Below are 14,593 nucleotides of genomic sequence, written 5' to 3'. Positions count from 1 at the left end.
GCCGGAGCGATAAATAATTTTGTACAGCTGAAAGGCTCCCGGGCCGAGGGCGAAACCGAACCAACCGGGCGCCGCCCGAACTTCTGCGAATCTCCGGACGAAACACAAAACAAACAAATAACCTATTAGGAATCTATGAAAAAACTGATCGAACGGCTCTTCGGAGCCTGCATGCTGGCCCTGCTGGCAGGGTGCGGCTCGGACGGGACCGACCCCATGAACGGAGGAACCCCGCTTGCGGCCCCGTCCCCGGTAGTCACGGTAGACGGCGACACGGCGACGGTACGCTGGAGCGCTGTGGAAAACGCCCACCAATACGGCTGGGAAGTGAAAAACGACGCTGACGAAACGGTCGAAACCGGCACCGTCTTCGCCGCGGCCTACTCGTTCACGATGAAGGAGGAGACGCTCTACTCGGTCCGCGTCATGTCGAAAGCACGCCCCAACTCGGAATTCAAGGATTCGGAGTGGTCGGAGTATGTGACCGCATCGAGCAACATGCTCCCGGCTCCGAAACCCGCCGTAGACACGAAAACACTGACCGACACCTCGGCGACGCTCGAATGGCAGGAGGTCGAGGGAGCGGGCAGCTACAAGTACCAACTGGCCGACAAGAGCGGCGAAATCATCAAGGATGGCTCGGAAACGGCGCTGAGCGTCACGTTCGACGACCTGGCCGAAGGCACCGAATACCGCTTCCGGGCGATGACCGTCTCGAAAGAAACGGGCAAGACCGACTCGCCGTGGTCGGCATACGTGAGCTTCAAGACCCGGGCGCACGAAAAACTGGCCACCCCGACGGCGACCGTGAGCAACCGCACGGCGGTATCGGCCACCGTCAACTGGCCCAACATCGCGAAAGCGAAGAAATACGCCTACAAACTTTACGAAGCAACGGTAGAGAGCACCCCCGTGAAAGAGGGCGAAACTACCGAGACGAACGTGACCTTGGGCGAACTGAAAGAACTGACCGACTACTATTTCACGCTTCGTGCCGTAGCGGACGAAACAGACCCCTACATGAGCGATTCCGACGAATCGGCACCGGTCAAGTTCCGTACCAAGTCGTCGGCAGCCATCGGCTTTGACGCCGAACTGCCCGAACACGAACAGGACGGGATAATCCGCGCGTTCCCCGGAGCCGAGGGCGCGGGCATGTTCACCACGGGCGGCCGCGGCGGACAGGTGATCCACGTCACGAACCTGAACGACAGCGGCGCAGGCTCGCTGCGCGATGCCATCGGCAGAGCAGGAGCCCGAACCATCGTCTTCGACGTAGCGGGAACCATCGAGCTGAAATCAACGCTCAAAATCGCCAACGGCAATCTGACCATAGCCGGACAGACAGCCCCGGGCGACGGTATCTGCATCAAAGGATGCGGCATGGAAGTGAACGCCGACAACGTAATCATCCGATACCTGCGTATCCGTCCGGGCGATGAACACGGCGACGACGGAACGGACGCACTGGGCGGCCGCTACATGCAGAACATCATCATCGACCACTGTTCACTATCGTGGTCGACCGACGAATGCGTCTCGTTCTATGTAAACCGCAACATGACGATGCAATACTGTCTGGCCTACGAATCGCTCCGCAACGGCGGCCACGGCAAGGGTTCGCACGGCTACGGCGGCATCTGGGGCGGTGCTCCGGCGTCGTTCCACCACAACATTCTGGCCCACCACGATTCGCGCAACCCGCGTCTGGACAGCCCCGAACAATACGGCGACGGTCCGACGCCCGGCGCAACCGCCAAAGCCAAAGGAATCAACCGGACCGACCGGCTGCTCGACTTCCGCAACAACGTAGTCTACAACTTCTGCAACTATCCTGCATACGGAGGTGTGGACATTACGATGAACTTCGTAGGCAACTATTACAAGTGGGGTCCTGCGTCGATCAACGGATGCGGCCCGAGCTACAAATACGACAAAAACACGGGTAAGAACATCGAGAGCGGCAACAAGGCTTGCCACCGCGACTATTTCTGCTCGGCCGATACCTATTATGACGGAAACGGCGTCAACCTGACCGAAGAAAAATGCGTCATCGGCAATCCGAAAATCTTCACCAACGGCAACAGCAACGTACTTGACCCTTCGACAGCATCGAATCTCGACAGCAGAAAGGCTACAGCCAACAACCAAAACGGATTCATCGCAGGCACAACGAGCGGCAAAGGCGGTAGCTGCCCTTGGGCCCCGGTATGGAATACCACGAACTATCCGGTCAAGACCATCCCCGACGGAAAAGCTTGCAGCGTGACGACCCACACGGCCGACGAAGCATTCAATATACTGGTTCAATACTGCGGTGCTTCGCTCCGGAAGGATGACGCCGACCGCCGAGTTTTGAACGATGTGAAGAACGGCACAGGCTCCTCGGGAGAAAATACCACTACGACCAACGCCAAAGGCATGAAAAGAAGTTGGAACGGCATCATCGACTCACAGAATGACAAGGGCGGCTATCCGACGCTGACGGCTACCCAAGAAGAGATAGACCGCATCAAGGACACCGACGGCGACGGCATACCGGACTACTATGAAGACCTGTTCGGTCTGGACAGCGACAACAAGGCCGACGGCAACGAAAAGACGCTCGACCCGCAAGGTCTCTACACCAATCTGGAAATCTACCTCCACTACCTGGTGAAAGACATCACCAAAGCGCAGACTGCGACAGGCACCTACGCCGAAATCAAGTAAGAACCGGGTCCGGCATCGGCAAAGACATTTATTTAATTTGTCTTTGCCGATGCCGCGGCCTGTTTTTGGTCGCCGAAACGAAGTTAAGGACTAAAAACGAACGAGATACGCACCGTCCGGCTACTCTGTCCGGCCGACGGAGTGTCCGTCTGTCATGGCAGGGCTGACAAAATCTACCAGACAATTGATAAAATTTACCTGCCCACCGGAACCGGAATCCTTAATTTCGTTAACCGAAACCCGACGAATTGATAAAAATTTTCCAAAACTCTAACTAAAAACTTCTGACTATGACAGAGAAATTCTACTCTTTCACCAAGACGGCGGCACTACGCTTGGCGCTCGTTTTGGCGTTCGTTTCTTTGGCGGCAGGGAGCGCTTCGGCCCAAAGCCGGACCGTCACCGGCACCGTCAAGGATTCCATGGGGCCCGTGCTGGCCGCATCGGTCGTGGTGGAAGGGACGACGCTCGGTGTGAGCACTGACCTGAACGGCAAGTTCCGGATCGAAGTCCCGGCCTCGGCCAAGCAGCTCCGGGTGAGCTTCATCGGCTATGACGACAGCTATGTGACGCTCCAACCCTCGCAGACCGACTACGAAGTGACCCTCTCGGAAAGCTCGAACCAGCTGGACGACGTGGTGGTGGTAGGTTATGCCACCGTGAAACGCCGCGACGTAGTGGGCTCGGTATCGTCCATCAACAGCGAAGCGCTGACCCAGATGCCGGTAGCCTCGGTGAGCGAAGCCATGTCGGGCCGTATGGCCGGTGTGCAGGTGACCGCAACCGAGGGCGACCCCGACGCCGACGTCCGCATCCGTGTACGCGGTACGGGCTCCATCACGCAGGACAGCTCGCCCCTCTACATTGTCGACGGATTCCCGGTGGAGAGCATCTCGGACATTCCGGCTTCGGACATCCAGTCCATCGACGTGCTGAAAGACGCTTTCTCGACGGCCATCTACGGTTCGCGCGGTGCCAACGGTGTAATCATCGTCACGACCAAGAGCGGCGAATCGGGCCGCATAACGGTCAACTACAACATCTACGGCGGTGTGAAAAACATGGCCAACAAGGATGCGCTGGTTCCGCAGAACACCTATGACTTCGTGCGCACGCAATACGAATATTCGGTACTCAAAGGCAACACGAAGAGCTACTACACACCCAACTACGGCACCTGGGAAGACATGGACCTCTACCGCAACATGCCGGCCAACGACTGGGTGGAACAGGTGTTCGGCCGCACGGGTACGGTATTCGATCACAACCTTTCGGTATCGGGCAACGGCGACAAATACAAGTGGACGGCCAGCTACTCGCACCACGACGAGAAGACCATCATGATCGGCTCGGACTACAAACGCAACAACCTCAGCTTCAAAGGCCAGTTCAAACCCGTGAAGCGTGTGTCCATCGACGTGAACGTGCGCTATTCGGATGTTCATGTGACGGGCTCGGGCGCCAACGGTCTCAACGACCGCGGCTCGCAGTCGGGCAACTCGCGACTGAAGAACGCCATTGTCTACTCGCCGATTCCGCGCTATGCGGCCATCATTGAAGAAGACAACCCCGACGACTACAACAACTACGTACATCCCATCCAGGCCGTCCGCGAAAACGATTCGCGCTACAACCGCACGACGTGGAACGCCAACGCCGCCTTCCAATGGGAAATCATCGACAACCTGCGTCTGCGCATCGAAGCCGGTCTGGACGACTACAAACAAGTCAAGGACCGCTTCTACGGCATTTCGTCCTACGCATCGCGCTACGCGTCGGCGGGCTATCAGAACAAGCCGCTGGCCGAGTGGGAAGGCATCTACCGCGATAAAATCCGCAACACCAACACCTTGCAGTACGACTTCAAGAAACTGCTGCCCAAGGACCACAATCTGAACTTGCTGGTCGGCATGGAGTATCTCCGCACGAGCCAGAACACGATGAACACCGTAGTCGAGGGTCTGCCCGACTTCTTCGACTCGAACATGGCCTGGAAATTCATGGCCTCGGGCGAGCACCCGCTGTCGGTAGCCAACAAATACGCCAACGACGACATTCTTTTCTCGTTCTTCGGCCGCGCGAACTACGACTACAAAGGCAAATACATGGTATCGGCCACGATGCGTGCCGACGGCTCGTCGAAGTTCGCCAAGGGCAACCAATGGGGCTATTTCCCCTCGGTAGCCGCTTCGTGGCGTCTCTCGGGCGAGGAATGGCTCAAGGACGCAACGTGGATCGACAACCTCAAAATCCGTTACAGCTTCGGTACGGCCGGCAACAACAACATCCCCTCGGGTCAGACCCAGACGCTTTTCAGCGCATCGCAGACCTCGTGGATTTCGCAAGGTTCGGTCATCTGGTCCAACGACACGACGATGTCGAATCCCGACCTGAAGTGGGAGACGACCTACTCGCACAACATCGGTATCGACTTCGGATTCTGGAACAGCCGTCTGACCGGTAGCGTCGAACTCTACCAATCGAACACCAAGGACCTGCTGATCAAGTTCCCCGTCACGGGCGGCTACTCGGAACAATACCGCAACCTCGGTGAGGTGCAGAACCGCGGTATCGAAGTAACGCTGGGCGCCGCGCTGGTCCGCAAGGAGAAGTGGGGCATCAACTTCGACGCCAACATCTCGTTCAACAAGAACGAAGTAGTCGACCTGGGCGGTCTGGACCAGATCACCGCCTCGGCAGGTATGTTCTCGACCGAAATCGGCTACGATTACATCGTAAAGAAAGGCCGTCCGCTGGGCGACATCTACGGCTATGTCAGCCAAGGCATGTACACCGTCGACGACTTCGACTACGACGGCAAGACCTGGACCCTGAAAGAAGGTATCGCCAGCAGCGAAGACATCCTCGGCAAAGACTACGGCCTGCGTCCGGGTGCGCCCCGTCTGGCCAAGGTGAGCGACGACGACCCCACGAAGATTACGACCAACGACATCACGCGCATCGGCAACACGCAGCCGCTCTTCACCGGCGGTTTCTCGCTGACGGCCTATGCCTACGGCTTCGACGTTGCCGCCAACTTCACCTATTCCTACGGCAACGAAATCTACAACGCTAACAAAATCGAATTCTCGACCACGAAGACCACGCAGGGTCAGAACGTACTGAACACCATGGCGCCCTCCAACCGCTGGACCAACATCGACTGGGCGACGGGCGAACTGGTGAACGACCCCGCCCTGCTGGCACAGATGAACGCAGGCAAAACCATGTGGACCCCCTACTCGACCAAACGCGTCGCTCAGAGCTGGGCCATCGAAGACGGTTCGTTCCTGCGTCTGGCGTCGCTGACGATCGGCTACACCGTTCCGGAACACCTGACCCGCAAAATCCGGCTGACCCGCGTACGCGTATACGCAACGGGCACCAACCTCTTCTGCCTGACCCCCTACACGGGCTACGACCCCGAGGTCGACACGCGCCGTGCGACCCCGCTGACCCCTGGCGTCGACTACTCGGCGTTCCCGAAGAGCCGCTCGTGGGTATTCGGTCTCAACCTCTCGTTCTAAAAGCCTGAAAAACTTCAAGAAGACATACCTATATGAAAAAGATATTATACAGCATTTCCACGCTCTTGCTGATGGGAGGTTTGGCGACCTCGTGTCTGAACGACATACTGGAAGTCGAAACGCAGTCGTCGTTCGACGCCTCCAAGGTATTCGCCAACTACACCACGGCCGAATACACGGTACTCGGCATCAGCGAAATCTTCGCCCACACCAACTCCTACAACGCCCGTCTGAACCACATGTACGGCTACAACACCGACATCGAGCTCAAAACGGGGTCGACGGCTTCGGGCGCCAAAGTCGACGAACGCAACCTCGCCGAATACGATACAAAGACCGATAACAGTTCGTTGAACACCACCAACAACGGTTATAACGAGATCATGATCGGTATCGAGCGCGCCAACCTTGCCATCCAGGGACTGAAGCAGTACGGCAACGTCGCCCACAACCGCGACATGGCCTATCTGCTGGGCGAATCGCTCACCTACCGTGCGTTCTTCTACTACGAACTTATCAAGATGTGGGGCGAAGTGCCTCTGCACCTCGAACCGCTGACTTCCGCCACGCTCTACGACCCCAAGGCCGAGCGCGACGACCTCTACAAGGCCATGCTGGCCGACCTCGAGGAAGCCATCCCCATGCTCTACTGGCCTTATGAAGCAACGCAGACCATGCGTACCGACCGCATCAACAAGGCTTTCGCCAAAGGTCTCTACGCCCGTATCGCACTCAACGCCGCAGGTTACGCATGGCGTCCCGACGACGGCAAGACCGGAACCGGCAACTTCGGTTCACTGCGTCTCTCGACCAAGCAGGAAATGTCCAAGGCCGAACTCTATCCCAAGGCGCTGCGGCACCTGGAAGACGTCATCGGCAGCGGCTCGCTGGCTCTCGAATCCGACTTCGAGCAGCTGTGGCACAAATTCAACGACTTCTCGCACGTGAGCGGCTCCCGCGAAGTGATTTACGTGCAGCCGTTCGGCGATGCCCGCGGCCGCTGGAACTACGCCCACGCCTACCCCCACACCGCCAACTCGCCTTTCATCGGCGACAAGTCGTCGAAAGGCGGCCAGACGGGCCCCAACCCCACGCTGTGGTGGAAATACGAGAAACAGGACACCCGCCGCGACATCACCTGCGTGCCCATGCGCTGGAGCCAGGACGTCGAGAACGAAGACGGAACCAAAGGCGGCTGGGAGATGCGCAACGCCACGAGCTTCTATTGGGGCAAGTATCGCTACGAATGGATGAACAACTATCCGGGCGGTACGGGCGACGGCTGCAAACCCATCGTCATGCGCTATGCCGACATCTATCTTATGGCCGCCGAACTGGCTGCCTGGGAAGGTGATCTGAGCCGGGCTCAACGCTACCTCAAGGAAGTCCGCAAACGTGCCTACAAAGGCAACGAAGGCATGGTCGACGCCTATGTCGACGCGCTGACCATCGGTTCGGCCGCCAGCAGCGATGACGCCGCCATCAACGACTGCAAGACCGAAGGCACCATCATGAAAGCCATCATCGACGAGCGCGCGCTGGAATTCGCAGGCGAGTTCCTCCGCAAACAGGACCTCATCCGCTGGGGCCTGCTCAAAATCAAGCTGGACGAAGCCAAGAACGACCTGAAAGACCTGGCCTACATGCGCGGAGCCTATGCTGACTACGCCAAGCTGACCGAACCCAAGGATTTCAAGGACAAGAGCGGCAAAAACGTGCTGACCACGTTCCCGACCTACTATGCTTTCTGGCGTCAAAAAGGACAGGGCATCGAAATCTTCGGCCTGGAAAAGGACGAAATCGCCAAGACCCCCGCGGACTACAACAGCGAAGCGGACAACGGCGGCTGGAACCGGCTCGACTTCCTTTCGCAGGGCGTCTTCTGCCAGGCGGATCCGTCACTCTGGGAAGCCGAAACTTCCTACCGCTGGATGTACTTCTACTTCAACGACTACGACGACCCCTATCCGCGTTCGACGTGGCCTCTGTTCGCCCACAACCTCAGCAATGCGCAGGGCTCGCTGGTCAACGACTTCGGTTACCCGCAGAAATAAATCGGTTAAGCATCATACAGTACAATTATGAAAAAGATATTCAGAAATCTGAAATTCGGGCTCATGCTCTGCGCGGGTGCGTTCGCCGCTTCCTGCTCGGACGTCGATGAAGCCATGAACGAGATTCCGTACACCCGCGTGCTGACCCCGCTGAACTTCGAGGCGGACGTCGACGCTGCGGTCGGCACGGACATCAAATTCTCGTGGAGCGCCGTGTCGAACGCCGACGCCTACATTCTGGAACTCTTCGAGGCCGTTCCCACCATCAAAGAAGAAGACGGCAAGGAAGTCGAGATATACGAAATGCCCGAAAACTTCGATTCGAGCAACGCCTATCAAACCATCGAAGTGGCCAAGGACGGCGTGCCTTTCACGGTCAAGAACCTGGCTGTCGACAAGACATTCTGGGCACGTGTGCAGGGCGTCAGCGCCAAAATCGAGAGCTCGCGCTGGGCTTATCTGGTCGAAGCCGTTTCGACGTCGGCCGTCCGCTCGGCACTCAACCCCAAAGCCAAGGAACGTACCGAAACGACGGTGACCGTGCAGTGGGACCAAAATGCCAAAGACCCGAAAGACCTGACCTCCATCCGCTACGAGCTGGTGGTTCCGGTCGAGGGTGCTACGGCTACGGTCATGCCGCTCAGCGACGAACAGATCAGCGCCTGCGAAGCCAAAATCGAAAACCTCGAACCCGGCACCAACTACAAGTTCACGCTGCTGTTCGGCAAGTCGGGTTCGCGCGGCCACTTCACGGCCTATACCCGTCCCAGCACCGAGGGGACTACGAAAATCGAGAACAGCGCCGATTTCGCCGCAGCCATTACGGGCGCGACAGGCGATCTGAAACTCCTGCTTGCCTACAACGGAGGCGAAACATACGACCTGACCAGCAACATGACCAAACCGGCAGACAGCCCGGAATTCGACCCCTACACGTTCGCTTACGGGCTGGAAATCTACGGCGAATCGAGCCCCGAGGGAGCGAAACCCGTAGTGAAAGGTTCGTTCAAGGTGACCGGCGAAAATACGAACATCCATTTTGAAGATGTGCTGATCGACGGCGGCAACGAATGCGGCTACTTCATAACTACGGGCGCGACGCTCGGCAATGCCGAATTCATCAACTGCGAATTCACGGGCTTCACCAAGGGCCTTTGGAGCGGAGCCGACAAGTTCAACGTCGAAAACCTGATTTATGACGGCATCTATGCCCACGACATCAACCCCATCGGCTCGGCCGGCGGCGACTTCATCGACCTGCGTATCAAGGCCGGCAGCAAATACGGCACGATAGAGATCAAGAATTCCACGTTCTACGCATGCGCCCGCACGTTCCTCCGCTGCCGCGAGGGAGGTTCGGTCGGCACGGTCAACGTTGCCAACTGCACGTTCAACCAGGTTACGGCGACAATCAGCTCGTCGAACAACTCCGGCATTTTCGAGTTGCAGAAATTCACGCCTGCGGCCGTCAATCTGACCAAGTGCGTTTTCCTCAACGAAAACCACCCCAACGAAGTGCCCGAGCAGGACGGCAAGCAATGGGTCAAACTGACCGGCACCAAGGAGACGAATATCGCCCCCATTTGCGCAGGCAACTATTTCTATAATGTCGGCACCACGGACAAGAACGGGAAAAATTTCTTCCTCAACCAAAAGTCCAAAGACCTGAACGGCCAGGCGCTTACCCAGGAACTGGCTTTGGCCGAGGGAGGTATGATGCTTACAGAAGACCCCTGCACCAACTCCATCGCAGGCAAGCTGTATCTGAAAAACGGTGCCATCGCCGCCAACAAGGCGGGCGACCCGCGCTGGTGGAACGCATCGGCACCCGTAGTGGTACGTCCGACCGAACTGGAACCCATCGCCGAAGCTGCCGCCTGGGACTTCACCGACAAGACCAAGTTCGACACCGAAACGGTCGAAAACCAAACGATTATCGAGAACATCCGTATCTACGGCCCTGCCGAAATCGTCATGAGCACGGGCATCTCTTTCGCCCAGGCTGCGACCATCACCAACAAGGGCGTACCGACCGCCAGCGCATTCGAGTTCAAGGCCGACGGGTACGGGTCCATCGAAATGACTGCACAGGGCAAGAGCGTCACCTCGACGGTTCAGATCGTTGCAGGCGGCGACACCTACTCGATTATCGCCGACGGCAAACCCCACAAGGTAGTATTGGGCGACCTCGTCGGTGTAAACAGCATCTACGTACTGCCCGGCTCAGCCAACACGTCGTTCACCCGTATCGCCTGGACCAAGGACACCACCCCGGAGAATACGGTCACAGCACTGGCTACCCCTGTGCTGACGCTTAATGAAACCAGCATCGATGAGGGAACCCAGCAGGCTGTTACCGCGACCTGGGAACGCAATGCCCACGCCGAAAAATACACCGTAACGTTCAACGGCTCGACGACGGACGTCACCGAACCCGCGTTTGAAATTCCTGCCGCAACGATTGCCGCGCTGGCCGCCGGCGAATACACGATTTCGGTAGTAGCCCAGCCGACCTCCACTTCGACCAAGTACACGCCGTCCGAAGCGGGTGAAGCCAAGTTCAAAATTAAAAAGGTTATCGCAGGCGGTCTGGTTTCGCTCAAATGGAACTTCGACGACGAAGCATTCGCAGATGCCAAGGCGGCCATCGGAACGACCGACAACAATGCCGCAGACACCTATTTCAACGGTCTGCATATCGAATCGCTGGGCGGCACGCTGAAAGTTGAAGACCGCGGAGCCGACGGCTTGTTCCTGCGTACCGGCGGTGGCGGCAAAATAAACTCGCGCCGTGTATCGTTCGTGGTACCGAAAAACGGATCGGGCACGCTGAAAGTAACCGGAGCGAACCCGAGCGGAAGCACGACCGATGAAACCGAGCTCACCATAACCGCAAATATCAACGAAGGAGAGAAGATTCTGACCGGCAAACTTGTCGGCAAAGGCATCAAGGAAGTCGTCATCTTCGACGGAGAGGAACTCAAAGCCAACGATGTAGTCTACATCTACACGAGCGGCGGTATTCGCTACAAGCAATTTGAATATACCTATGTCGATCCGGATGCCGGCCCGACGCAGAAAGAACTGGTATGGGACTGCGACGACCCGAGCTTCACCGCCATCGGCGACAAGATGGGCACCGATGGCTCGCTTACTGGAACGATTCCCGATTTGGTATGGAACGGTCTCACGATTCTGACCGGCTCCAAGACCAAATACGGAACAGCCTCCGTCAACGGAGAATCCAAAAAATTCATCCAATGGGGCGGCAGCGGCAAGGCCAACGGCGACCGGTCGTGCTACTTTACGGCTCCCGCCTCGGGTAAGCTGACGGTTGTGGCATCGAATACCGGTTCTTCCGAAGATGCGACCCGCCTGGTAAGCGTTACCGTCAACGGCGAAACCTTCACCCAGGTCGGCGGCACGTCGTCGAACGCACCTACGACCTGCGAATTCGAGATAGAGGTCAGCGGAGCAACTCCGGTTTATGTTTATCCTTCGGGCAACGGACTGCGTTTCTTCAGCATCAAATATACGTATTACGAATAAATCCGTATACGTAAAGTCGTTTTGCAAAAACGGGCTGCCGGTTTCGGCAGCCCGTTTTTCCGTTATTATTCGGCTTCTGTGTGCTCTCTGAAAGGGTTTCAAACCGAAGAATCCCGCAAACCTATCAATGAATCGCAAATAAAAGCGATGCCGATAGCTGAAAAAGACCGATATGTTTTCTATCTTTGACTTCGTCGAAGATACTCCGTCTCGGCATAATCATACGGCGTTTGCTTCTGCACTCGACTTTTCGTATCTTTGTATTAAGTAGGATTACAGACTTTAGTACCATGAAGAAATCTTTAGCCCTATTGTTCCTTGCAATGCTGGCCGTGGCCTGCGGCGGTCAGAGACATATCAAACAACAGCTGGACCGCGCAGACGCGCTGATGATCGACCATCCGGACAGCGCACTGGAGATTCTCAGCTCGATGGACCGCCGGGCCCTCGCAACACCCGAAAAGAAAGCCCGCCATGCGCTGCTGCTGTCGCAGGCTCTCGACAAAAACTATATCGACGTAGACAACGATTCGCTTGTCGACCAAGCGGTTCGCTACTACTCGCGCCGCGGCAACGACATCGAACGGGCGAAAGCCCACTACTATTACGCAGTAGTCAAAGGCAATGCCGCCGAATCGGGAACAGCCATCAAGGCGCTGCTTATGGCACGCGAACACGTCGTCAAAACCGACGATGACCGGATGAAGGCGCTGATTTACACCTATCTCGGCAACCTCTACTACGAACAATTCTGCTTCAGCGATGCCGCGACGGCCTATTCCGAAGCCGTCGACGCTTTCAAGAATACCGGTCAAACATTCTACCTGCTCTATGCCATGCGGCGGAAAGGCGTTTCGCTCAGCCTTATCGACAAAAAGCCCGAAGCTCTCGCTTGTTTGTCCGAAGCCAAAGAAATCGCTATCCAGGCCAATGATGTTAGTTCTCTATTAGGTATCATGTCATCCTTAGGAGGAGTACAAATGCTATCAGACAGCGTAACCTCGTCATCCTACAAACATGATTTATTCAAACTATATGAGAAATATACCGATGGGAAAATTCCGTTCAACCATTATCCCACAGTCGGTTATACTTATTTTCTGGAGAAAAATCTTGATTCGGCCCGTTGGTATTATCACAATTATTATTTGCAATGCCCGGAAATTACCAACTTTAACGTAGGTATACTTTCCGTCATGTCTCAAATAGAGAGTCTATCGAAAAATGACAAAAAAGCATTAGAATATAAACAATTATACATCCGATATTCCGATTCTCTCAATACTATTTTTCAAAATAATTTACTACAATACTACGAACAAAGATACACAACTGAAAACTTAGAAAAAGAATATTCAACATTACAACTTATTCACCGATATGAAATAGCCTCTTTCGCATTAATCGCTCTTATTATTCTAAGCGGCTGCAGCGTTCTTATCGCTTCCCATAGAAGAACCTTACGGAAAAAGAACCGGAAAATCGCAGAGTATAAACGTTATGTGGAGGAAGGAAACGAGCACTATGCCCGACTGACGGAGCAATACAATGAAATCAGAAAGAACATCCATGTACAGGACGAGCAGTCGCAAGCTTTGTTCGCTCTGTTAGGCAACCGGATCAGAAGTTTGCAGCAACTCCTGGAATGGGCTTCGCTCTACGAGAAAAACATGGATAACTTTTACAAGCATTTCAAGGAACATATCAAAGTTGCATCCGGCAAAAACCGCGAACTGGCAGAAGACGTCATTGCCATCGCCAACATATCATGCCATGGAATCATCGACCATTTGCAAAACAATTATCCGGCGCTTTCGCTGCATGAACTATGTTATTGCGGTTTTATCTGTTTGGGCTTCTCGGCAGAAAGCATCCGTATTCTCTACAACCATACGAATGTCTACAGCATTTATACCATGCGGAGTAAAATCCGGCACAAATTAGGATTGGTCAATCAGACTGAAAACTTGGAAAATCACATTCTTCATACAATGAAAGAATTAGGCCAAAATATATAATAAAAAGCAATAAGCTATAAATCAACAAGATACAAATAATATAACTAAAAAACCGAATATCAAGCAATGTAATATATTAATATTCAGCATATTACATATAAATAAAGCAAATCAAAATCCAGCTATATGATTATATATTTACAAACAACTTATAGCTAAGCATTTACAAAAGGCCCTATCATATCAAATTTAACAGAATTCGGTAGCATATTTCGTCCCGAACTACTACTTTTGCAACTGGAAATTTTACTAATCTAAATCAAATAAAAGATGAAGAAAATCGTGATCCTTATCTTAAGCTTATTTTTGAGCAATGGGATTAATACATTTGGAGCTACTAAATATAAAGGGCCGGATGAAACTGAAAAAACAAAAGTTGATCTAAATTTTATTGGAGGTCACGATCCCAATTTACGTCCTCGCTCAGAAGTACCTCAACCGTCTATTACGGCCGAATTGTTCGCTGACCAATTGGCTTTCTATTTCGATGATCCGGTAGGCGAAGTGGTCGTTACGGTAACGAATTCCTGCGGTCAGGTCGTGAGCGCCTGCACCTGCAACACGGATTTCGAGCCGATGACCATCCTCATTGTACCGACCGACCCCGATTTTTATCGGATTGAACTGGAAGGAGCCGGTTTCAAGGGTTACGGAGAGTATAGCCGCAATTAGTCGGCCGCAAGGCTTCCTCTTTCATGTTTTCATGGCTGCGGCAAACATTTGCCGCAGCCAA

At 54.8% G+C, this 14,593-nt stretch carries 6 protein-coding genes; all 6 read left to right on the top strand.

Annotation, left to right across the window (positions count from 1 at the left end):
* Window positions 1-135: 135 nt before the first annotated feature.
* The 6 genes from QVG21_RS00620 to QVG21_RS00595 all read left to right on the top strand — a co-directional run bounded on the left by QVG21_RS00620 (window position 136) and on the right by QVG21_RS00595 (window position 14,532).
* Window positions 136-2,712 carry a fibronectin type III domain-containing protein gene (locus QVG21_RS00620; RefSeq protein WP_287921093.1) on the top strand — a complete coding sequence of 859 codons (2,577 nt, stop codon included), beginning with the start codon at window positions 136-138 and terminating at the stop codon, window positions 2,710-2,712.
* Between the two features lie 290 nt (window positions 2,713-3,002).
* Window positions 3,003-6,239, top strand: coding sequence for a SusC/RagA family TonB-linked outer membrane protein (locus tag QVG21_RS00615; RefSeq protein ID WP_287921090.1), 3,237 nt, complete (start codon window positions 3,003-3,005; stop codon window positions 6,237-6,239).
* A 32-nt stretch (window positions 6,240-6,271) separates the two neighbouring features.
* Entirely contained in the window at window positions 6,272-8,293 is a 2,022-nt protein-coding gene (locus QVG21_RS00610; protein WP_287921087.1) for a RagB/SusD family nutrient uptake outer membrane protein, read from the top strand.
* A 27-nt stretch (window positions 8,294-8,320) separates the two neighbouring features.
* Complete coding sequence (locus QVG21_RS00605) at window positions 8,321-11,842, top strand: fibronectin type III domain-containing protein (protein ID WP_287921085.1); 3,522 nt, start codon at window positions 8,321-8,323, stop codon at window positions 11,840-11,842.
* A gap of 290 nt (window positions 11,843-12,132) precedes the next feature.
* Complete coding sequence (locus QVG21_RS00600; RefSeq protein WP_287921083.1) at window positions 12,133-13,860, top strand: hypothetical protein; 1,728 nt, start codon at window positions 12,133-12,135, stop codon at window positions 13,858-13,860.
* A 270-nt stretch (window positions 13,861-14,130) separates the two neighbouring features.
* Window positions 14,131-14,532, top strand: a complete 402-nt coding sequence (locus QVG21_RS00595; RefSeq protein ID WP_287921080.1) for a hypothetical protein — start codon at window positions 14,131-14,133, stop codon at window positions 14,530-14,532.
* Window positions 14,533-14,593 lie beyond the last annotated feature (61 nt).

The sequence above is a fragment of the Alistipes sp. UBA6068 genome, from assembly GCF_949428155.1.
GTDB lineage: Bacteria > Bacteroidota > Bacteroidia > Bacteroidales > Rikenellaceae > Alistipes > Alistipes muris.
Note: the sequence above shows the minus strand (reverse complement) of the source record. Positions and strands in the feature narration are given on the sequence as shown.